The following is a 22,653-nucleotide window of genomic DNA, read 5'->3' as shown; positions in this document are numbered from 1 at the left end:
TTATCGGACGGCTATTGGGTTCACGGGCGACCCGACGGCACCGGTGATGGGAAGCGGCGCCGCGGTGAGCAGGAAGTCGTACTTGCCGTCAGCTGCACACGCTTCCGCCAAGCCGTCCGGGTCCCACATCTCCCCCAAAAACAGTCCGAGGTTGGGGATCGCGATCTGGTGGAGCGGCTGGAAGGCGGCGTCGAACTCGTTGGGACGGACCTCGAAGCCCCAGGTATCGGTGGCGATCCCGGCAATTTCGGTGTGGTGCAGCCAGGGCGCGGTGCTGAAGGACAGGCCGGGGGCTGAGCCGCCGGCGTAGTCGCCCCAGCCGTCGCGGCGGACGCGGGTGTGCTGCCCGGTGCGGATCACCACGATGTCGCCTCGGCCCACCTTGGAACTGGGGCCCTGCAGCTGGATGGTCCGCTTCAGATGCTCGGGGGTGATCGCGAAGCCGTCCGGCAGTTCACCGTCGGTCCTTCCCAGCTCGGGGCCGAGCGCGCGGCCGACGTCCAGCAGGACGCCACGGGTGACGATCTTGGCCGCTGCGGTCTCGATGCCGGTCACCAGGTCACCTTCGGAGGTGACCACGTCGCCCGCGGCGCGGCCGTTCCAGGCCTTGCCCTGGTCGAAGATGTGGCCGAGGCCGTCCCACTGCGTGGAGCACTGCAGCGGCATGGCGATGACGTCATCCGCGCCGCCGAAACCGTGCGGGAAGCCCTGGTTGCCGCGTTCGGCGTCCACACCGGTGTCCGTCATGGTGTGGACGGGGTTGGTGCGCCGGCGCCACCCCTTCTGGGGGCCGTTGGTGTCGAACGGCTGGGATAGCGAGAACGCCTCACCCGTCTGTACCAGGGCGGCGGCTTCGATCCGCTTGGCGGCGTCGATGAAGTTCAGGGTGCCCAGGACGTCGTCCTGGCCCCAGCGGCCCCAGTTGTTGTGCGCTGCTGCCATGGCGCGGATGCTGCCGAGGGGGTCGTCACGCCGGATCACCGGAGAATCGGTTGATTCCCCGGTGCCGGCGGCGCCCGCCGGAGCGGTGTCCTGCGTAGTCACTGGATCTCGTCCTTGCAGTGGATGAGCTGGGTGCCAAGGCCCGTGATGGTGCCTTCCATGACGTCGCCGTCCTGGAGCAGGCGTCCCCAGTGCTGGCCGTTGCCTGCCGGGCTGCCGGTGAGCACCAGGTCACCCGGGCGCAGCGGCATGATCTGGGAGGCTTCGCTGACGAGCTTGGCCACCCCGAAGATCATGTCGGAGGTGGATTCGTCCTGCATGGCCTTGCCGTTGAGCTTCAGGGTCACCTGGACGTCCTGCGGGTCGCCGAAGAACTTCGTCGGTACCAGCAGCGGGCCGGTGGGCAGGAATCCGGGGGCGTTCTTGGCGCGGTACCAGTCCGAGCCGATGGCCGGCATGTCCTTGCGGAAGACGTATTCACGGGTGGTGATGTCGTTGACCATGGTGTAACCGAAGACGTAATCCAGGGCTTCTTCGGGGGTGACCCGGAACGCGGTCCTGCCGATGACTGCTGCCAGTTCCAGCTCCCAGTCGTGGGACTTGGAGTAGGAGGGAAGGGTGAGGTCGTCCGTGGCGGAGGCGATCGCCGTCGGGAGGCCGATGAAGAAGTACGGTGTGCCCTGGCCTGCCCGCTTGTCCATCATGGCGGCCGTCTTGGCGCGCACTTCCTCTTCGTCTTCGCTCGGTTCGCGGTGGGCTGCGGCGAGGTCGATGACGTGCTTGCGGTAGTTCGCGCCGGTCTGCAGGACCTGGGCCGGCTCCACCGGGGCGAGGACCTCGACGTCGGCCAGTGCCAGGCCGGCGTCTTCCCCTGCGGAGGCGGCGAGGGCGTCCAGCTGGGCTTCGGTGGTGTCCCAGTGCTCGATGAGGGAGTTGATGTCCCCGTCCAGCGGCAGGACCCGGTTGCCGGCGAGCAGGCCCGCGCGGGCCTTGCTGTCACCGGCTTCCTGGAACCGGATGAGGGCATAGGTAGCTTCAGGCATATCTTCTAGCCCCGTCCCTGCTTCGCGTATGGGTTGAGGAGGGCTTCCTTCATTTCCGGGGAGGCGCCTTCTTCAGTGGCGGTGAAGCCTTCGGCCGGCGGGAAGGATTCGGTCATGGAGTGCGGCATGGCGCCGTTCTTGTAGAAGTTGTTGGACCCGAGTGAGGGCTTCCAGGTGTTGGCGTCCCAGTCCGGGACGTAGTTGCGGTAGCCGCCAGAGTTGAGCTCCACGCGCAGGCCTGACGGGTCACGGAAGTAGAGGAAGTTCTGTTCGCCCACGCCGTGGATGGAGGGGCCGTATTCCATTGGGGTGCCGTTTTCCATCAGCACGTCCGCGGTGCGAAGCAGGTCCTCGGTGGCGTCCACCCAGAAGGCGATGTGGTTGACTCGGCCTGCCCGGCTGGAGGTGTCCAGGACAACGCCCAGGTCATGGGACTTTTCATTGGTGGTCAGCACGGAGAAGACCGTGATGGGCGCTTCATCCAGGTCCACAAAGGCCATGACGCGGAAACCGAGAGCTTCGTTGTACCACTTGGCGAAGCCGCGGACATCGGAAGCCGCGACGGTGACGTGGTCCAGGAAACGCGGTGCTGCGGCGTGGCTGCTGCGCCGCTCCGGCCGGTCCGGGTAGGTGGACTCGAAGCCGGGTTCGGCAACGAACTTTTCCACCTCATAGAAGAGGCGCATGGGGTGGCCGTAGGGGCCGGTGAATTCGTAGGCCTTGCCGAAGCCGTGGCCACCAGGGGTCCAGGTGCCCTGGAATCCGGTCGCCTCGATGCGCTGGGCTGCTGCCTCAAGGGCTGCCTGGGAGTTGGTGCGCCAGGCCATCCGGCCCAGGGACGCTTCCGGTCCTTCGGTGATGACCAGGCTATAGCGGTAGTAGTCGCCCCAGCAGCGCAGATAGACGTTGCCGTCCACGCGGTCGATGATGCGCATGCCGAACTTTTCCTCGTAGAACCGTGCCGAGGCTTCGACGTCCGGGGTGGTGATCTCGAGGTGGGCAAGATGGGAGAGCGGAGTTTCCACGTTGAAGTCCTTCTGCTTTGTTTCTGCGGGTGATGGTTCGCTGCTCAACTATCTCGAATCCAATTCATTCGATGAAGAGTCGTTTTCTTATCTCATGTATAAGAAACACGAATAGTTGATACGGTGTGCTGATGAAAAAGCTGGACCTCAACCTGCTCCCCCAACTCCAGGCTCTGCTTGAGCTCCGGAATGTTTCCAAGGCTGCGGAAAGGCTCGGGACGAGCCAGCCCGCAATGAGCGCTACGCTGGCGAAGCTTCGGCGCCACTTCAATGATGAGCTTCTGGTTCGAACTGGAAGGAGTTACGAACTCAGCGCCTTCGGGAACTCGTTGATGCCGTTAGTGCATGAGGCAATGATTCATGTGGAGAGAGCTGCCCGGTCAGAGTCGGCATTCGAACCGTCAACCAGCGAACGCTCCTTTGTCATCGCTGCTTCCGATTACGCAGCATCCCTTCTGGTCGGGCCGTTGCGGAGGATTCTCCGAGACGAGGCGCCGTATGCATCAGTAGACCTCATTCCCACATCCGGGCTGCGCCGGGACATCACGGACTACACCAAGACGGATGTGCTTGTGGGACCGACGGGTTACAGCATGGCGGGAGAATCGAAGCAGCTCTTCAGGGACGACTTTGTGGTACTGGCGGATAAAGATAATCCCCTCCTGCAACGGCCGAAGTTGATTCTTCGCGACCTGGCGGACGCGCCGCACGCCGTTGCCCATTTTGGTGAAGGAATTCTCACCCCGGCAGACAAGCTATTCAACAGCCGTGGCATTGAGCGGCAAGTAGCTGCAATGGTGACCGGATTCCTGCCGCTGCCTTCGCTGGTAGAGGGTACAGATCTTGTTGCAGTGGTACCGCGTATGCTGGCCGTCCGCGCCTGTCGGGGTGCAGACCTGCGGATAGTGCTGTTCGACCGGCCGGCGTACTTGGTTGAGGCCATGTTTTGGCATCCCTCCCGGACGAACGAAGCATCCACGGCGTGGCTACGTTCAGTCCTGCAGAGAGCGGGGGCTAAATTGCCGGGGCTTTTTCCGCTGTCTGCGCACTCTGTGGAGGTTAGTGTTCCGCCCGTGAAGTTGAACTAGCGATTCATCGGACTTGCCTGCGCAACTTCTTTCGACCTATGCTTCGTGGGCATTCGTCTTAGCCGGCACCTCTGTCGGCGTGGTTGTGCTGCTCCTTCATCGAGCGCATGATCCGGGCTGGAAACCCAAGGACCTTTCAGCATCTTCGAAAGGACCCCGCTTTTGTTTACTTTCGCACTTCCGGCCCGCCGCTGGCTCATCCTTGGTACGGTCGCGTTAACCCAGCTTGTGGTCGTGCTGGACGGAACAATCGTTAATGTTGCCCTGCTGCGGGCCCAGGCAGAGCTATCTCTTGCGGACTCAGACCGTCACTGGGTTATCACAGCGTACGTTCTTGCTTTTGGCGCCTTCCTCCTGCTGGGGGGCCGCATCGCTGACGGCTGGGGGCACAAGCGAACATTTCTCCTCGGGCTGGCCATGTTCGGGGCAGCATCGGTATGGGGTGGGCTTGCCCCAAACGGCCTCAACCTCTTTCTGGCCCGCGGAGGCCAAGGACTTGCAGCCTCATTGCTGGCCCCGGCGGCGCTGGCAATCCTCACCGTCACCTTCCCTGCCGGCAGGGAGCGGAACAGTGCTTTCGCCGTGTTTGGCAGCCTTTCGGGAGTGGGCTCCGTTTTGGGTCTGCTTCTGGGCGGCGTACTCACGGAATTTGCCAACTGGCGTTGGTGCCTGTTGATCAACGTTCCCATCGTCCTGCTGGGACTGATCATGGGAGTGTGGGTGCTGGCAGAGAGCAAGTCGGCCGGCGCCGGTCGGCACGATCTAATCGGAGCATTAACAGTTTCCAGTGGGTTTGGTTTCCTGGTCTACGGTCTCACCCGCATTGAGGAGTCCCCTGTGGGGTTTCAGGCCCTTGCTCCGATTGCCCTCGGAATCGTCTTGCTGGTGCTGTTCGTCAAGGTGGAACAGCGCGCGTCCTCGCCCCTGCTCCCCCTGTATGTGCTTCGCGACCGGACCAGGGCGGCGGCATTCCTCCTGCAGGCATTAATGGGCGCCGTCATGGTCGGAGCGATGCTGTATCTGACGTTTCACCTGCAAACAGTTCTTCAGATGGAGCCCTTGCAGGCGGGGGTTGCAACAATCCCCATCACGGCCTCACTGATGGCCAGCGTACCGTTCGCCATCCGCATGATGACCAGGTTCGGGCCCCGCCGGCAGTTGGTCATCGGCCCACTGATCAGCATTTTGGGTATGCTCTGGCTCAGCCAGCTGACTGCCGGAGGTTCCTACTGGGTGGAAATCCTTCCGGGGATGATCCTGTTTGGTATGGGATTCGCGTTCTCGGTTGTCCCGGTCCAAAACCTTGCACTCCAAAACGTGGCCGTTGAGGACTCTGGAGCGGCTGCTGCAGCGTCCAGTGCCTCCGGTCAGATAGGTGGCTCGCTCGGCCTTTCTCTAATCACGCTCGTGTACCTGTATGCCGTAGGGCCCGCCGAGATCGTTACCGTGGAGGCAGTAGTAGCCGGGCATAGGGCGGTGTTTCTAGCGACCACAGGCCTGCTGTTTGCCTCCGTGATCATTGCCGCGTTCATGATCAAGGTTGCTGTTCCGCAGCAACACCACGATTCCGCGGAGGGACAGGACGCACCCGCGCATCCCGTCCATCTCCCCTGAGATGAACTGGGTGAGGCAGTGTCCGGGACGCTAAGCCGAGGATTATCTGGAGGATGAAACCACCAGATGGTAGCCAGGCAGACCTTGCTGCATGCTGAGGTCACGAGAAAGCCTGCGACGATAAGCCGGCCGGCATCAGCACCGGGGGCCGGAAAGCTTATATGAAGGGATGATATGGCGATTGTTCAAAACCCGCCCCTCAGTCGAACACCAAGTAGGGGCGAGAGGGCTGTCCCCTCTGAAAGTGGACGCCAACAGATCCTCGACAAAGCGGTGCAGCTATTCGGTGAGAAGGGCTACCATGCTACGTCCCTGCGGGAAGTAGCGGCCGCCGCCGGCCTCACACAGACCGGCCTCCTTCGTCACTTCCCCGAGAAGGCCTCGTTGCTAAAGGGGGTGCTGGACCGAAGGGATTTTGAAGTCATTGGACGCCTGCACCTGAACATTGCAGCCCCAGACGGTGAGGAGTGGATGCGCAGCCTTATAACGTCTGCCCGGCACAATGCCTCTCAGCCGCAGCTTGTGCAGCTTTTCGCGACGCTGGCGGCGGAGGCCACTTCGCCCGACCACCCGGCCCATCACTACTTTCAGCGGCGTTACAGGCTTGTCCGCAGGACGCTGACCGCGGCGTTGAGGGACCTTAATAGCAAGGGGCTGCTCAAGCAGACGGGCTTGTCCCCGGAAGAAACGGCTGAACTGATCGCAGCGGGCAGTGATGGCCTTCAAGTGCAGTGGCTCTTGGAGCCGGAGTCAATGGACCTTGTTGCGGCCATTCGAAACAACCTGAAGCTGCACGTTGACCTGGACCTCTAACAAAGGAAGGGTACCCTTGGGGACCAGTGTGCGCACCGGGTGGCTGCCCCGGCAGCGTTCAGAGTGAAACCGTCAGGTACTCGTTAAGGAAGTTGCGGGTCAGTTGTGCCTGCGAGAAGGCCTGCGGCCGATACAAGGCTTGCAACTGCAGGCCGTCAGATAGGGCAATGTAGGTTCTGGCCAGCCCGCCCGGATCCAGGCCTGGCCGCAAGGCGCCCTCCGCGGCGGCCTCCCGAAAAGCCCGCTGCACGGTGTCGACAATCATGTCGTAACGGCTGCCGAAGTACGCATTGGCAGGGTGTTCCGGGTCCGTCGCTTCAGCGGCCAGCATGGCAAACATTTGTGTCAGCGAGGCATCATCCTGATCCCGGTCGGCGATTTCGACGAGACCCCTGAGCAAATCGATCCCCGTCCGGCCTTCCAGGTGTTTATTCGCGTCCAGATCGCGTCGGAACATCACTTCCTGCAGCAGGTCGAACTTGGACCCGAAATGGTGCCGCAATCCAGGCAATGTGAGTCCGGCCCGCTTGGCAATCTCACTCATTGAAGCGTTGAGGAACCCTGAAGATGAAAAAACGGTAAGGGCCGCCGTTACTATCTCATCCCGTCGACGGGCTGACTTGGCGTATTCCCCGCGGGGTTTGGTTGTTGTCGTACTCACTCAAGTGACCGTATCAGCGGAGGGGTCACGATGAAAACCTTTGAGGCCTAAGAATTTCTTTCCCAAAAACCTTTGACACCTAAGGTTTTGATGATAGGTTCACATTGTCCTGCTGTAGCGGGACCTAGAGACTCCCGTTTTTTGAAAGGACCGTGCAAAGATGCACCAGCGCATCCTGAGGCTTGCGACGGCCGGCGTTGCCACACTCGTTGCTCTAACCGCCTGCGTAGGCGGGCAACCAAGCGGGGGTGATGCGGCGCAGTCCGAAGAACTCCGGCTCGGTGTGCTCGCCCCCAATACCTCCTTCGCTCCTTGGGAGGCGGCATGGGCAATGGAATCCCCATATCTCCAGGCCGTGTACGATACCCTCCTCCGGGCAAAGCCTGACGGAACAATCGTCGCCGGACTCGCTGATAAATGGGAATGGGACGACTCCAAGACGAAACTCACCCTGACGCTGCGCGATGGGGTCACGTTCAGTGACGGAACGCCAGTCACGGCTGAAGTTGCAGCCGAAAGCCTGAAGCGGTTCCGTGACGGCACGGCGGCCAACGCCACTTACCTGTCCAACATGGCCAACGCAGAGGCTGCGGATGAAAAAACCATCCTGGTGACAATGAAGAACCCTGACCCTTCACTGTTGACTACGCTGTCCCAGGCTGCAGGGCTCGTGGGAAGCCCGGCGATGTGGAATGACCCGGACGCATCCAACAACCCCGTCGGCAGCGGCCCTTACGTTCTGGACAAGGACGAAACAGTTGTGGGGTCCAGCTACGTGTTCGACGCCAAAGAGAACTACTGGGACGCTGAATCCGTACACTACAAGACCATCACCATGACGCTTTATAGCGACGCGACCGCGCTGATGAACGCCGTTAAGGGCGGGCAGGTCGACGCTACGGCATCGCAGACTCCGACTCAGATTCCAGAGGCCGAGGCAGCAGGGTACGAGACCCGGATAGCCGAAGGCACCTGGGCCGGTTTCGTTCTCGCGGACCGGGCCGGCAAGCTCAACCCTGCGCTGAAGGACGTGCGCGTTCGGCAGGCCATCAATCACGCCCTGGACCGCGAAGGACTCGTCAAGGGACTGGCCTCAGGATACGGATCACCGACGGCGCAAACGTTCGACAAGTCTTCTAACGCGTACCTGCCCGAACTGGATAACGCCTACCCCTATGACGTGGAAAAGGCCAAAAAGCTTCTGTCTGACGCAGGCTACGCCAACGGACTTGACCTGGTCATGCCCAGCAACAACTTCGTCCCCGAGTCAGAGTTCGCGGTTTACAAGGAGCAGCTCGGCAAGGCCGGCATCAACGTTACGTGGGAGACCACCGGCGATGACCTCTTCGGCAAAATGCTCGGCGGAACCTGGGCAGCTTTCCCGATGATTCTGGAGACGCCCAAGTCTGGCTGGGCTGGAATTCAGTTTGCTCTGGCGCCATGGGCTCCGTTCAACGCCTTCAAGTTTGAAGATCCCAAGATCATGGAATTCATGATGAAACTCGGCACTGCAGAGGGCGAGGAAGCAAAGAAGACCAGCCAGGACCTGAACAGGTACGTCGTGGAACAGGCGTGGTTCGCACCGTCCTACCGTGCCCAAAGCGCTTTCTTCAGCAAGCCCGGCATCTCGGTCGAAATTCAGTCCGACAACGGCATGCCTTACCTCTGGAACATCAAACCCGAAAGCTGATCGTGTTGCCGGGGGCAGGGATAGCCCTGCCCCCGGCACTCGAAAACCATTCTCATGACTAAATTCATCCTTCAGCGGCTCTTGGCCGGAATCCTGACCATCGCTTCGCTGTGCATCGTCACGTTCTTCCTTCTCAACCTCAGCGCCGGTGATGCAGCACGAAACATCGTCGGACAGAACGCCCCGCAGGAGCTCGTGGACCGCAAGACGCAGCAGCTTGGTCTTGAACGCCCCCTGACGGCGCAGTTCCTGGAGTGGGCCGGCGGGGCCGTTCAAGGCGATCTCGGACGGTCCTGGTTCACTGGACAGTCCGTAACCGAGGCGCTCTCCACCCGGTTGCCCGTTACTCTCACGCTCACCATCGGAGCGGTTCTGCTTTCCGCTGTAGTTGCTGTTTGTCTCGGTGTCGCTTCAGCCCGAAAACGGGGACCCCTGGACCGCTTCATCCAGATCGGATCCGTTACCCTGGCCGCCGTTCCTGGCTTCCTGGTAGCACTGGTCTTGGTCTTTGTCTTCGCGCTAACCCTGCGCTGGTTCCCTGCCACGGGCTATACCCGGCCGGATGCCTCAATCATCGGCTGGCTTTCGACGATCACACTGCCTGTCATCGCACTTTCCATTGCTGCCACCGCCGGCGTCGCACAGCAAATCCGCGGTTCAATGATCGATGCCAGCCGCCTCGACTATGTCCGCACGTTGCGCGCCCGCGGCTTACCCGAACGCCGGGTGATGTTCGCCCACGTCCTGAGGAACGCAGCCGCACCCGCCCTGAGCGTCCTGGGACTGCAGTTCATCGTCCTCTTCGGAGGAGCTGTCGTTGTGGAACAAGTGTTCTCCCTTCCAGGGCTTGGCCAAACCGCCATCACCGCGACCGCCCAGGGGGATATACCCATCGTGATGGGACTCGTCATCATCACAGCCATCGTCGTCTTCCTCGTAAACCTTGCCATCGACCTGCTTCAGGGATGGCTCAACCCGAAAATGCGGCAGTCATGACCCAGCAAATCCAAACCCTCGCCGACGCTGTACCCCCAGCGGCAGGCAGACAGCACCTCTTTGGCCGGCTGCTCCGCAACCCCCTGGGAATCACTGCCACGGCCTACATAGCTGTAATGGCACTGGTGGCCCTGGTTGGGCCCTTCATTGCACCGCATGATCCGAACGCAGCATCCCTGCAGCTGGTCTTTGCCCCTCAGAGCCCTGAGCACCTGCTTGGTGCTGACAGCGCCGGCCGCGATGTATTCTCCCGACTCATTCACGCCACGTCCGTCAGCCTCGCAGGCGCGTCTGTTGCCGTCGCCGTTGCCGCGGTAATCGGAGTTCCGGCCGGTCTGATCGCCGGATACCGAGGCGGATGGTTCGATACAGTAGCGGCGTGGCTGTCAGGTTTGATCCTTTCCCTGCCGGCCATCGTGGTGCTGCTGGCGGTCCGAGCAGTAGTCGGCCCATCCCTGTGGGTCGTCATGGGAATTTTCGGTGTCATCCTCGCCCCCTCTTACTACCGGGTGGTATTCAACGCCGTCCGCGGTGTACGCGAGGAGCTCTACATTGATGCCGCAAAGGTTTCCGGGCTCACCGACCTGAGGATTATCGGACGGCACGTCCTGACCGCAGTACGCGCCCCCGCCATCCTCCTGACCGCCGGCCTCCTGGGCGTCGGCATAGCCATCCAGGCCGCACTGGACTTCCTCGGCCTCGGTGACCCAGCTCTCCCGACATGGGGCGGCATGCTGTCCGAAGGCTTCTACAACATCTTTCGCGGGCCCGTACTGATCCTCTGGCCCAGCCTTGCCATCGGGCTGGCTTGCATCGCCTTCACCCTACTGGGAACGGCCCTGCGCGACGAGCTCGAAATGACAGGTGACAGGTCCGAGGACCGCAGGCTCGTATGGTCGCCACCCAACCCCCGCCCGGCCCCACCCGTCAGCCACAAAGACAACATTCCCGACGCTCCTGCGCTTCTGGAAGTAGATTCCCTCTCCGTTGCATACCAGGTCAACGGCAGCTGGAAAACAGTAGTGGACGGCGTATCCCTGAGGGTCGCCCCGGCAGAAGTCCACGCCCTGGTCGGCGAGTCCGGCTCGGGTAAAACCCAGACAGCCTGGTCCATTCTCGGTCTCTTGCCCGAGGGTGGCAGAATCATGGCCGGCACCATCCGGATGGATGGTACCGAGCTGACCTCCGCCAGCCCCCAGGAACTGGCCGCCATCCGCGGCCGCCGCATCGGATACGTGCCGCAGGAGCCCCTCTCAAATCTCGATCCTTCCTACACCATCGGACACCAGCTCTCCGAGCCACTGCGGATCCTGCTGGAAATGGACCGCAAAACGGCGCGGGACAACGTCATGCACCTCCTTGAACGGGTCGGCATCAACGATCCGCAACGCGTTTACTCGGCATACCCGCACCAGATTTCCGGAGGAATGGCCCAGCGAGTACTCATAGCCGGCGCCATTTCCTGCAAACCTGCGCTGATCATCGCCGACGAACCCACCACAGCCCTCGACGTCACCGTCCAAGCCGAAATCCTCGATCTCCTGCGGACACTGCAGCGTGAAGAGGGAATGGCGATGCTCCTCGTAACCCACAATTTCGGCGTGGTGGCCGACCTCGCCGACCGGGTATCCGTAATGCGTTCCGGATCCATCGTCGAAACCGGTCCCGTCGAGGCATTGTTCAGCAACCCCGCACACGACTACACCAAAAAACTATTCGCCGCCCTGCTGGATGATGCACCCGCACGCCCCGCCTGGGCAAACCCCGAGGTGAGGGCATGACTTCCCTTAATGCAACAGCCGCACACCACGCTGCTTCCAGCTCTGCCGAGCCCCTGCTCGACGTCAAGAACCTGGAGGTGACATACCGCTCCAAAGGACTGCTCAAAAAAAGCTTCCAGGTCCTTCGTGGGGTCAGCCTGGATATACGTCCGGGCGAAACTGTTGGCCTGGTCGGCGAATCAGGGTCCGGTAAATCAACACTGGGAAGAGCCGTGCTCGGCCTGGCACCCATAACCGGCGGGACAATCACCTACCGCCAAGAGGACATAACCCAAGCCACTAAACAGCGGCGTCGCGAACTTGCAGCGGAGATGCAGGCTGTCTTCCAGGACCCGTATTCCTCCCTCAGCCCCGCTCTGACCATCGGTGACACGCTGTCGGAACCGCTGAGGGCCCGAGGAATCGGACGGAAAGAATCAGCACAACGCATCAGCGAACTGCTCGACGTCGTTCACCTGCCCGCCGATGCACTCCAGCGGTACCCCAGAGAGTTCAGTGGAGGACAACGACAGCGCGTTGCCATCGCGCGGGCACTTGCGCTGTCACCAAAACTCATCGTCTGCGACGAACCTGTTTCCGCCCTCGATCTGACGACCCAGGCCAAGGTAATGGAACTGCTCCTGGACGTACAGAAAGAGACAAACGTCGCCCTGCTGTTCATCTCTCACGACCTCAGCGTCGTCAGGGTCTTGAGCCACAGGGTCGCGGTGATGTACGGCGGACAAATAGTCGAAACCGGTGAAGCGGCCAAAGTCACCAGCACACCCGAGCACCCGTACACCCAACGCCTGCTTTTGGCAGCCCCTGTAGCCGATCCAAAACGCCAGGCCGAACGCCGGCAGGCGCGGGCGGCCACAATGACTTCCGGCCTCGACGAGAAACGACGGACCCACGCATGAATCCCACTCGCACATCAACCGCGCACAGCAGGAGTGTCGACGAAATCCTCGGCGATCTCACCATCGAGCAGAAGATTGGCCTGCTCTTCCAGCCCATAGTGATGATCGGCGAGGATCTCGACCTCGACGCACCCTCCCCACTGGGTGGCGGCTCTTTGCGGCATCAAATAGTAGACAAGGGCATCCGCTACTTCTGCCTCGCAGGCATGCCCGAGCCGGCCAAGGCTGGCAAGGTACTCCAGACCCTGCAGGACCTCGCTACGTCCACCGGGTCAAGGCTCCCCATCATCTTCTCAACCGACCCACGGCACTCATTCATCCAAAACGCAGGGGCAAGCCACCGCGCAAGCGGCGTCTCGCAATGGCCGGAACCTATCGGACTGGGTGCCCTCCGTGACCCCGACGCCGTGCGGACCTTCGCCGACATCGTTCGGCAGGACTACCTCGCCATGGGTGTGCGCATGGCGCTTCACCCTCAGGTGGACCTCACGACGGAACCGCGATGGGCCCGGCAGGCCCAATCCTTCGGCGCGGACCCCCAGCTCACCGCGACCCTCCTCCGGGCCTACCTCGAGGGCCTGCAGGGCCCTACCCTGGGACCAACGAGCATCGCCGCGACGACAAAGCACTTTCCGGGAGGCGGCCCCCAGCTCGACGGCGAGGATCCGCACTTCCCGTACGGGCGCGAGCAGGTTTACCCGGGAGGCCGACTGCGCGACCACTTGATTCCCTTCGAGGCCGCGATCGACGCCGGAACGGCAGCGATCATGCCCTACTACGGTATGCCGGTAGGACTGACCCTAAACGGTGAAGCCGTCGAGGAAGTTGGCTTCGCCTTCAACCGCCAGATCCTGACCACGCTGCTCCGCGAGGAACTCGGATTCGACGGGATCATCCTCAGCGACTTCGGACTGATCACCGACGCGAACGTTTTCGGCAAACCGTTCCCGGCCCGCGCCTGGGGTGTGGAGCACCTGGACCGCCACCAGCGTGTCAAGAAGCTTCTCGAAGCCGGCGTCGACCAGTTCGGCGGTGAAAGCGACACCGAACTGGTTGTCGGTCTCATCGAGTCCGGCGACCTCAGCGAGGACCGTCTCGACGAGTCCGTCCGCCGCAATGTCGCATTGATGCGTGACCTGGGCATCATGACGCCGGGCACAGGTGACGGAAACGTGGAGATCGGGTCCGCCGAACACATTGATTTGGGCAGGGCCACGCAGGCAGCGTCCCTCACTGTGCTCACGAACAAGGACGTAGAGGGACGACCGCTGCTCCCGGTGGCCGAGCCGCAGAAGGCCTATCTCGTCAACATCGAAGTATCGGCGTTGCCGGCAGGATGGACGCCGTCACCGTTGGAAGACGCGACGGTCGCCATCGTGCGATCTCATGCTCCCTATGAGGAACGCGACACCTATTTCCTCGAAAGTGGGATGGAACAGGGGTCCCTCGACTTTTCCGAGGACTACATCGACGAGATGCGGGCAATTGCCCAGCAGGTTCCCCTTGTCTTCGTTGTCACACTGACAAGGCCCGCAATACTGACACCCCTCGCTGGTGTCGCCACCGCCATCGTCGCTGACTACGGGGCGTCCGACGATGCCGTCCTCAGCGTCCTCACCGGCCGGGCCCGCCCCCACGGCAAGCTGCCCTTCGAACTGCCTCGCAGCATGGACGCCGTTGCCGCGAGTTGTCCCGATGTGCCCTCTGATACAAAGGACCCGCTGTTTCCCATCGGTTGGGGCCTGGACTTGAACGCGGTCCGGGCATGAACACCATGAGCAAAGCCACCCGGGAGCTCATCGTCCACGCACTCCGCGGAGTCCTGGACCTGGAACACACCCCCAGAGGTGTGGTTCCGCACCGGCTTCCGCGAACAGTGGACGCCTACCACGACGAGGAAACGCTCAGGATCAATGCTGAGCAACCCTCTGGAGTCCGACTTGCCCTGACGACAGCGGCGACGCAGCTGACGCTGACCGCGCTCTCGACCCGGCGCTTCTTCCCAGGCATGGACCCGGACTCCGTCAAGGTCACATACGGTGCCGTCAGCGGCGAGCTAACGCTCGAGCAACGGGAAACCGAAGGATCCTACGATCTGCTCCAAATTTCCGGGCGCCCCCAGCACCATGCGGGGAAGCCTGCCTCGCTGGTATTCGAGATCGGAGGGAACGGCACTCCCCGCGATGTTGAGATCTGGCTCCCGAACAACGCGGCAATCGAGATCCTTGATCTGCAGGCCGACGCGCCTGTTCGTGCCGCGGCATCCTCCAACATCCCTAGGTGGACGCACTACGGCAGTTCCATCAGCCACTGCGCGGAAGCAGATTCGCCGCTCTCAACATGGCCAGCAGTGGCAGCCCGGAAGCTAGGCCTGAATCTCACCTCGATGGCATTCGGCGGGGGTGCGCACCTTGACCACTTCGTCGCACGCGTCATCCGCGACTTAGACGCGGACCTCATCAGCCTCAAGATTGGCATCAATATCGTCAACGGGGACACGATGAAGCGCCGAACCTTCATCCCCGCCGTCCACGCCTTCCTGGACACCATCAGGGAATCGAAACCCGACGTTCCGATCCTTCTCATCTCACCCATCGCCTGCCCGATGCAGGAGCACGACCCGGGGCCGATCACCTGGGATATGGAGGCAATGAAGCTTCGCACCGTTCCGTCATCGATGCCCGACCAGAACTTCGGGTCGCTGAACCTCACCGACGTCCGCTCAATCCTCACCGACATCGTCGGTGCCCGGTCCGTGACAGATTCTGCGCTCTACTACCTCAACGGCCTGGAACTGTTCGGACCAAACGATGCCTCCGACCTCCCCGACGGGCTACACCCAAATACCGCCGGCTACCTCCGCATGGCTGAAAGGTTCGTGGTAAACGAGCGCACCAATGAATGGCTCCAAAGTTCACAATCAGAATCGCTATCCGCCGGTCCAGCGCCCGTGAGCGCCGGAGCATCATAAAACCGTTCCACCAGATCGAAAGAAGCACATGACTGCACTAACTTGGTCCGCATCGATGATCGCGCCCGATGAGGATTTCGATGGCGCACCGCTGCTTCGCACAGAATTCACACTGGTCGAAGACCATGGTGCGCCTGTTCGGGCGATCCTCAGGGCAACATCATTCGGAATCTTTGAAGCCACGATTAACGGGCGCCCCGTCGGCGAAGACGTCCTCAGCCCCGGTTGGACCTCCTACGAGTGGCGCCTGCGTTACAGCACTTACAACATCACCAACCTGCTGCAGCCCGCCAACGTCCTGGGAGTCTCCCTGGGGAACGGGTGGTATCGTGGCAACCTGTCCTTCAACGGCAACTCAGCCTTCTACGGCTCAGAACTGGCCTTCCTCGGCCAGCTGGACATCGAGTACTCTGACGGCTTCGTCCAAACGGTCAACAGCGATCCTTCCTGGAAAGCGGGACCATCCGGCATATCAGCAAATGATCTGTATAACGGTCAGGCCATCGACGCCCGCAGCATTGATAAGGCATGGGCAGAACCGGGTCACGACACATCTTCCTGGGCCGGAGTGCACGTGGTCGACCTTGACTTTTCCCGACTGGTCGAGCCGATCAGTGCCCCCGTGGTGCGACACGAAGTCCTGAAACCGGAACGCATCTTTACCTCACCCGCTGGCAAGACGCTGATCGATTTTGGCCAGAACATCGTCGGCTGGCTCCGCTTCACTGTTCAGGGCGAGGCCGGTTCCGTCATCACCCTGCGGCATGCGGAAGTTCTGGAGCACGGCGAGTTGGGCACACGCCCACTCCGGTCAGCACTTGCCACCGACACGTTGACCCTCTCCGGAGGCCACGACTTCTTCGAACCGACCAAGACGTTCCACGGCTTCCGCTACGCCGAGGTAACCGGGTGGCCCGGGGAGCTGACGCAGGATTCGCTGGAGGCAGTGGTCGTCCACACCGCACTGGACCGGACAGGGTGGTTCGAGTGCTCCAACGTCTTGGTGAACAAACTGCACCAGAACGTCGTGTGGGGACTGAAAGGAAATTTCCTCGACCTGCCCACTGATTGCCCGCAACGCAATGAACGCCTCGGCTGGACCGGAGACATCTCCGTCTTCGCGCCAACGGCCGCGTTCCTCTTCAACGTAAAGGACTTCCTGCAGGACTGGCTGCTGGACGTGGCCGCCGAACAGAAGGCCGCGGACGGCATCGTACCCTTCACTGTCCCGGACGTCCTGAAGTACGAAGAACGACCACCGTACTTCCCGGCACCGGAGTCAGCTGCCGTGTGGGGAGATGCCGCGGTTTGGGTCCCGTGGGCGTTATGGGAAGCGTACGCGGACAAAACCGTGCTGGAACGGCAGTACGAATCAATGACTACGCACATCACCCGCGTGGAAGGGCTCCTCTCCCCCAGCAATCTGTGGGATCAGGGATTCCAGTTCGGCGATTGGCTTGACCCGGATGGACCGGCCGACCAGCCATGGATATCGAAGGCCGACAAAGGCGTTGTAGCGACAGCCTGTCTCTACAGGACGGCCAACATCATGGCCCAAACCGCGTCACTCCTTGACCGCACCAGCGACGCAAAGCATTTCACCGGTTTAGCCGAACGGACGCGAGCCGCGTTCAATGAGCACTATGTCGCCGCCGACGGAACTATTCTCAGCGACTGCACCACCGTCTATGCTCTCGCCCTTGCCTTCAAGGTCCTCGACAGCGAAGAAAAACGGGCCTTTGCAGGGGACCGCTTGGCAGAGCTCGTGGCCAAGAACGGCTACAAGGTGTCCACCGGTTTCGCAGGAACACCGTTCATCACATGGGCACTTTCGGAATCCGGACACATCGAGGACGCATACAAGCTGCTCCTGGAGGAACAATGTCCGTCCTGGCTGTACCCGGTAACCATGGGAGCGACCACGGTGTGGGAACGCTGGGACTCGATGCTGCCCGATGGCGCCATCAATCCCGGCGAGATGACCAGCTTCAACCACTACGCCCTCGGTGCTGTCGCAGACTGGCTCCACAAAGTAGTCGGAGGCATCCGCCCCTTGGAACCGGGATACGCAAGGATTCTCTTCGCCCCGAAGCCGGGACCAGGAATTGACTGGGCAAAGACCAGCCTGACAACTACCTACGGAACCATCAGTAGCGAATGGCGGCTCGCCCCGGACGGGGAAATAGAACTCACAGTCAGCGTCCCTGAAGGTGTGACGGCAGATATCGATTTGCCATCCGCTCCGCGGCAGTCCGTAACGTCAGGACGTCACACGCTTCGTTCCTCATCGGTCCGGTCATGAAGCCAGGCTCAGGAACTTGCCCGCCCTAACACCACCGAAGGCCTCCACCATAGCTGGAGCCAGCCGGTCCTGCGGTCACGAGCCCACCGTCATGACGAACCAGAATTCAAGGAGAACCAATGAAACCCACGACAGATATCGACAGGCCCGCCGCGGACAGGCCCGGGCCTTCAAGTGACGTTAGGACGCCGCCGGAACCCGTCGAGGGCTCCACAGCATCCCCTTTCACCCCCATCGTCGCTGGCTTCTTTCCTGACCCGTCCCTGTGCCGGGTGGGCACCGACTACTACCTTGCGGCGTCTTCGTTCGAGTATTTTCCGGGCGTACCGCTCTTCCACAGCACCGATTTGCTCAGGTGGCGGCAGATCGGCAACGCACTCACCCGCGAGAACCAGCTGAACGTCCGCACCAGTCCCGCCTCGGCAGGAATTTGCGCGCCGACGCTGCGTCATCACAACGGTAAGTTTTACCTGATCACAACGAACCAAGCCGAGATGCTGCGCGGCCACATCGTCGTCTCGGCCGATTCCCCCGAAGGCCCATGGTCCGATCCTGTCCATATCAGCGGCACCATTGGCATCGATCCCGACTTGGTGTGGGACGATCAGGGACGATCCTTCGTCACCTGGACTTCGTTCGACCCGTCCTGCTTCGGTATCGTTCAGGCGCCGGTGGATCTGGACACCGGAACGTTCACGGGGCCAATTAACCACCTGTGGTCCGGGACGGGTTTGGCAAGTCCTGAGGCGCCTCACATCTTCCGTCGCAATGACTGGTGGTACATGGTCATCGCGGAAGGAGGGACTGAACACGGCCACGCAGTCAGCATTTCACGCTCCCGCACGGTGGAGGGTCCATTCGAAGGATGCCCACACAATCCGATCCTCACTCACAGCGGGCTTGATCACCCGGTGCAAAGCACTGGTCACGCGGATTTCGTCGAACTTCCCGACGGCCAATGGGCAATGGCTTACTTGGGCACGCGGCCACGTGGAGGTGGGGCAGGATTTCATGTCAATGGCCGGGAGAGTTTCCTTGCCGGCATCGAATGGGTAGATGACTGGCCCGTCGTGCAGGACGAGCACTACGAGGTTCCTATCGTGGACCACTCCTTTACTGACACCTTTGACCAGCAGGTGTTGGATCCGCGCTGGATCTCACCACGCGAGCCAGCCGCGGAGTTCACGCGACGTGCAAAGGCTGGGGGGCTCATTCTCGAACCAGCCTCGGACCCCCGCGCAATGCTCGCAGCCCGTCCGCGCGACGAGCAGTGGACAGCAACTGCCTCCTTTGACCTGGCCGACAATGGTGCAGCCAGTCTCGTTCTTGGAATCGATGACGAGCACCGGTACACGGTCTCGACAGACAACGGAGCTGTAACGGTCACCGCGAGTATCGGGCCCCTTGCCGCCGAAGTAGCATCCGCACCGGCCGCCGGCAGCGGGGTGCTCTACATTCGAACATGCGAGGCAGAACGCGCCCACCCGGGTGCCCCCAGTGGACCGGACCTCGTAGCGCTCGGCTACATCGAACACGGAGAGCCAGTCGAACTGGCACGGTTGGATGGCCGCTACCTGTCATCGGAGGTAGCCGGTGGTTTCACTGGCCGCGTGGTCGGTGTCCGCGCTGACCGCGGCGCAGTGCGACTCACTAGGTTCGAGTACCGTGCCCACACAACGAGCAGCGAATGAACAGAGCACCCCAATAATTGCCACCGAAGCCTGAGTCCTCTCCTGACTCCTGGTTGCTTGATAAAAGCTGCCGCGATTGCCGGATCGATTAACCACAAATATTCCTACTTCGAAAGAAACCAATGTCCCTTCGCACTCTCACTGCCCCTGACGGCACCAGCTTCCGCGACCTTAACCACAACGGCGTTATGGAACCGTACGAGGATCCACGTCTTACACCCGAGGAGCGGACCGAAGATCTCCTTAACCGGCTCACCCTGGAAGAGAAGGTCGGGCTGATGTTTCAGACCGTCATCGAAATCGGCCCCGACGGTGACCTGCTTGAAAAGCCCGGATTTATTTCGAAATCCCCCACAACGGACGTCGTCACCGGCAAATACATGACGCATTTCAACGTGCACCAGATCCGCACAGCACGTGAAGCCGCCCGGTGGAACAACGCGTTGCAGAAGCTCGCCGAAACGACCCCACATGGTGTCCCTGTCACCATCAGCACGGACCCGCGGCACGCCTTCGTCGACAATGCCGGCGTGGGATTCCCGGCTGGCCCTTTCTCACAGTGGCCGGAAGCGCTCGGACTTGCCGCTCTGAATGACGTGGACGCAATTCGCACTTTTGCCGAGGTGGCCCGCCAGGAATACCGCGCGGTAGGCATCCGCGCAGCGCTGCATCCTCAAATTGACCTTGCGACAGAACCTCGGTGGGGCCGCCAAGCGCAGAGCCTCGGCCATGATGCCGACAGGGTCGCAGAGTTCACCGCCGCCTACATCCAGGGTTTCCAGGGCGACGTGCTCGGGCCCGACAGTGTTGCATGCACGACGAAGCACTTTCCTGGTGGGGGTCCTCAAAAGGACGGGGAAGACGCGCACTTCCCGTACGGCCGCGAACAGGTCTACCCGGGTGGGATGTTCGAATACCACCTTCGCCCATTTATCACAGCTATCGAATGCGGCAGTGCGGGAATGATGCCGTACTACGGCATGCCCCAGAGCCTGGTACGCAACGGCGAAGCGATCGAGGAAGTCGGCTTCGGCTTCAATAAGCAGATCATTACCGACCTGCTCCGAGGCGAACTCGGCTACGACGGCGTCGTCGTCACGGACTGGGAACTCGTCAATGACAACCACGTCGGAGACCAGGTCCTTCCCGCACGTGCATGGGGCGTCGAGCATCTGACGCCCAAAGAGCGCATGGAAAAGATTCTCGACGCCGGAGCCGATCAGTTTGGCGGAGAAGAATGCGTTGAACTTCTCCTCCAACTCCTCGCCGAAGGCCGCGTCACGGAAGCCCGTATCAACAAATCCGTCCGGCGTCTCCTGCTCGTCAAGTTCCGTCTAGGACTCTTCGATAATCCTTTCGTGGACGAGGATGCTGCAGAAGCCCTTGTCGGACGTAAGGATTTTCAGGCCCACGGCTTCAATGCCCAAGCGGCATCACTGACGATCTTGGAGAATAAGGAACACCAGGGCAAACCCCTCCTGCCTCTCGCTCCATCGTTGAAGAGCTCCGCGATCTACACCGAAAACATTAAAAATGACGTCATTTCGGACTGGGGCCAACCCGCGGATTCGCCGGAGAACGCCGACCTCGCCATCATCAGGTTGGGCGCGCCATTTGAGTCCCGAAGCGATTTGTTTCTGGAAGCATGGTTCCATCAGGGATCCTTGGAATTCCCGCCCGGGTTGGTTCACAGGCTTCGCCGCATCGCCGACCACTGCCCACTGATCGTCATCGTCAACCTCGACCGACCGGCGATCCTCACCCCGCTGGTACCCTTCGTGACCGCCCTCGCGGTAGATTACGGCAGCTCAGACCGTGCCGTACTCGCGGCTCTTTCCGGCGACATCCTGCCGATGGGTAAACTCCCGGTGGAAATTCCTCGGTCTATGGACGCCGTACGCGCATCGCGTGAAGACGTTCCCTCCGACACGGGAAACCCTATATACCCGGTCCACTTCGGCCTTTCCCTGGAACCGCAGGTTGTAAAGGCTGACTTGGCACGCTGAGTTCTGGCCCGTATGGCAACGTGATGGTCCTGCCGCAAGGCGGGACCATCACGTTTAGGTGGTCATGCCACTAACTTCATGGAGGTCCTGAACGATATCCAGAGCATGTTCACATGTGGCGGAGCGACCCGCGGGTGGTCGGAGACTGCGGGTTATAAGTCTTCCCAATCGCGGCGGCTGGAATCACAAGGCAAGTCTTCACTCCATAACGATCGGCAGGGGGCCTCAAGCTCGAATTGCCTTTCACATAGCTGATACGCAGCAGCCTCTCTACTACGTGGTGAGGCACCTTTGACGCAGCAGCAACGCCGCAGTTCCGGTGTTAACGAGGCCGCTACCGCGTGCTCCGAGTGAAACGGCAACCATGGAGGACTGATTCTCGCTGGCGCTGATTGTGCCCCGTTATGGGCAGTAGGGGCGCGCCGACCCGCAATTAGGAGCGGATCTCCGGTCTGCAGTTTTCGGTGCGGACCGCCTGGACGATGTGCTGGCCGACTCTAATCGGCTATTCGGCATCATAGGTGTTGGCAATATATACGTCGCAGGGAGCGTTGTGGGCAACGCTGTTGGCCACGCTGCCTAGGACTCGACCGATGCCCTGCATTCTCCGGTTCCCCACCACTATGAGGCGGGCGTCCATCCGCAAGGCTTCCTTGATGAGGGCGTCTGCGGGGCGCCCGCGGGCCGGTGAGTAGGTGACCTTAATATCCCGTCTGAGGGAATCTGCGACGGTGCGGGCCACATGCTCGGCCGCATCGGCATCGGACACAATCCACTGGTCGCTGCCGCTGCCGAAGACCTCGGTGCGGTCGCTGTCGAAGGCCGAAACTACGTGAAGCGACGCGCCCAAAGCCGCTGCGAGGTCCCAGGCGGCTTTCGCTGCCTTTCTTGCTGTGGCGCTTCCGTCAACGCCTACAACGATGATGCCGTTCATGTGTTCATCCCTTTTCTTAGTTGGTTCGGTTTGAGTACTGGGACGGAGGCTCCAGCTTTCGGCGCTGGCTTCGGGCAGTAGCGGGCAGCCCGGGCATCCTGAATGGTGGTTACAGCGCGCTGCGCCGGAGTGGATTCCCTTAACCTTGCTTGCCCGACGATCCATGGATGTGCGTATGGGTGATTGCGAGGGCGCTG

At 61.4% G+C, this 22,653-nt stretch carries 17 protein-coding genes; 12 read left to right on the top strand and 5 right to left on the bottom strand.

Features of this window, described 5'->3' with window-relative positions:
- From AC5RV1_RS11910 to AC5RV1_RS11900, 3 genes are read right to left on the bottom strand one after another with little or no spacing between them, the layout of a single operon-like run.
- Entirely contained in the window at nucleotides 1-1,044 is a 1,044-nt protein-coding gene (locus tag AC5RV1_RS11910; RefSeq protein ID WP_493994688.1) for a cyclase family protein, read from the bottom strand.
- Entirely contained in the window at nucleotides 1,041-1,985 is a 945-nt protein-coding gene (locus AC5RV1_RS11905; RefSeq protein WP_493994687.1) for a fumarylacetoacetate hydrolase family protein, read from the bottom strand. The genes AC5RV1_RS11910 and AC5RV1_RS11905 overlap by 4 nt, the downstream gene beginning before the upstream one ends.
- Nucleotides 1,986-1,990: 5 nt before the next feature.
- Nucleotides 1,991-3,010 (bottom strand): VOC family protein, encoded by a 1,020-nt coding sequence (locus AC5RV1_RS11900; protein WP_493994700.1) that lies wholly within the window; start codon nucleotides 3,008-3,010, stop codon nucleotides 1,991-1,993.
- Nucleotides 3,011-3,141: 131 nt separating this feature from the next.
- Between AC5RV1_RS11900 and AC5RV1_RS11895 the strand changes: the two genes are divergently transcribed.
- The 3 genes from AC5RV1_RS11895 (at nucleotide 3,142) to AC5RV1_RS11885 (ending at nucleotide 6,525) form a co-directional block, all read left to right on the top strand.
- Nucleotides 3,142-4,098 carry a LysR family transcriptional regulator gene (locus tag AC5RV1_RS11895; RefSeq protein ID WP_493994686.1) on the top strand — a complete coding sequence of 319 codons (957 nt, stop codon included), beginning with the start codon at nucleotides 3,142-3,144 and terminating at the stop codon, nucleotides 4,096-4,098.
- Between the two features lie 162 nt (nucleotides 4,099-4,260).
- The gene (locus AC5RV1_RS11890; protein ID WP_493994685.1) at nucleotides 4,261-5,712 is read left to right on the top strand and encodes an MFS transporter; all 1,452 of its coding nucleotides are present in this window, start codon (nucleotides 4,261-4,263) and stop codon (nucleotides 5,710-5,712) included.
- A gap of 174 nt (nucleotides 5,713-5,886) precedes the next feature.
- Nucleotides 5,887-6,525, top strand: a complete 639-nt coding sequence (locus tag AC5RV1_RS11885) for a TetR/AcrR family transcriptional regulator (protein ID WP_493994684.1) — start codon at nucleotides 5,887-5,889, stop codon at nucleotides 6,523-6,525.
- Between the two features lie 58 nt (nucleotides 6,526-6,583).
- Here AC5RV1_RS11885 and AC5RV1_RS11880 read toward each other — a convergent pair whose 3' ends face one another.
- On the bottom strand, nucleotides 6,584-7,186 hold the full coding sequence (locus tag AC5RV1_RS11880; protein WP_493994683.1) for a TetR/AcrR family transcriptional regulator: 603 nt from the start codon (nucleotides 7,184-7,186) through the stop codon (nucleotides 6,584-6,586).
- 160 nt (nucleotides 7,187-7,346) lie between these two features.
- On the opposite strand from AC5RV1_RS11880, the gene AC5RV1_RS11875 reads away from it, so the two are divergent.
- The 9 genes from AC5RV1_RS11875 (at nucleotide 7,347) to AC5RV1_RS11835 (ending at nucleotide 21,522) form a co-directional block, all read left to right on the top strand.
- On the top strand, nucleotides 7,347-8,876 hold the full coding sequence (locus AC5RV1_RS11875) for an ABC transporter substrate-binding protein (RefSeq protein WP_493994682.1): 1,530 nt from the start codon (nucleotides 7,347-7,349) through the stop codon (nucleotides 8,874-8,876).
- Between the two features lie 54 nt (nucleotides 8,877-8,930).
- Nucleotides 8,931-9,872 (top strand): ABC transporter permease, encoded by a 942-nt coding sequence (locus AC5RV1_RS11870; RefSeq protein WP_493994681.1) that lies wholly within the window; start codon nucleotides 8,931-8,933, stop codon nucleotides 9,870-9,872.
- Nucleotides 9,869-11,653 (top strand): ATP-binding cassette domain-containing protein, encoded by a 1,785-nt coding sequence (locus AC5RV1_RS11865; protein WP_493994680.1) that lies wholly within the window; start codon nucleotides 9,869-9,871, stop codon nucleotides 11,651-11,653. Before AC5RV1_RS11870 ends, AC5RV1_RS11865 begins: the two co-directional genes overlap by 4 nt.
- Nucleotides 11,650-12,552, top strand: coding sequence for an ATP-binding cassette domain-containing protein (locus AC5RV1_RS11860; protein ID WP_493994679.1), 903 nt, complete (start codon nucleotides 11,650-11,652; stop codon nucleotides 12,550-12,552). The genes AC5RV1_RS11865 and AC5RV1_RS11860 overlap by 4 nt, the downstream gene beginning before the upstream one ends.
- On the top strand, nucleotides 12,549-14,321 hold the full coding sequence (locus AC5RV1_RS11855) for a glycoside hydrolase family 3 protein (protein WP_493994678.1): 1,773 nt from the start codon (nucleotides 12,549-12,551) through the stop codon (nucleotides 14,319-14,321). The genes AC5RV1_RS11860 and AC5RV1_RS11855 overlap by 4 nt, the downstream gene beginning before the upstream one ends.
- 5 nt (nucleotides 14,322-14,326) lie before the next feature.
- Complete coding sequence (locus AC5RV1_RS11850; protein WP_493994677.1) at nucleotides 14,327-15,523, top strand: SGNH/GDSL hydrolase family protein; 1,197 nt, start codon at nucleotides 14,327-14,329, stop codon at nucleotides 15,521-15,523.
- A gap of 28 nt (nucleotides 15,524-15,551) precedes the next feature.
- Nucleotides 15,552-17,825: a family 78 glycoside hydrolase catalytic domain gene (locus tag AC5RV1_RS11845; protein ID WP_493994676.1), complete on the top strand. Its 2,274-nt coding sequence runs from the start codon at nucleotides 15,552-15,554 to the stop codon at nucleotides 17,823-17,825.
- Between the two features lie 119 nt (nucleotides 17,826-17,944).
- Nucleotides 17,945-19,516 carry a glycoside hydrolase family 43 protein gene (locus AC5RV1_RS11840; protein WP_493994675.1) on the top strand — a complete coding sequence of 524 codons (1,572 nt, stop codon included), beginning with the start codon at nucleotides 17,945-17,947 and terminating at the stop codon, nucleotides 19,514-19,516.
- 122 nt (nucleotides 19,517-19,638) lie between these two features.
- On the top strand, nucleotides 19,639-21,522 hold the full coding sequence (locus tag AC5RV1_RS11835) for a glycoside hydrolase family 3 protein (RefSeq protein ID WP_493994674.1): 1,884 nt from the start codon (nucleotides 19,639-19,641) through the stop codon (nucleotides 21,520-21,522).
- A gap of 505 nt (nucleotides 21,523-22,027) precedes the next feature.
- On the opposite strand, the gene AC5RV1_RS11830 is transcribed toward AC5RV1_RS11835, so the two are convergent.
- Nucleotides 22,028-22,456: a universal stress protein gene (locus AC5RV1_RS11830; RefSeq protein ID WP_493994673.1), complete on the bottom strand. Its 429-nt coding sequence runs from the start codon at nucleotides 22,454-22,456 to the stop codon at nucleotides 22,028-22,030.
- Between the last annotated feature and the right edge of the window lie 197 nt (nucleotides 22,457-22,653).

This window comes from Arthrobacter sp. Hb9-2 (assembly GCF_059091165.1).
This window is presented reverse-complemented; position numbering and strand designations above follow the sequence as displayed.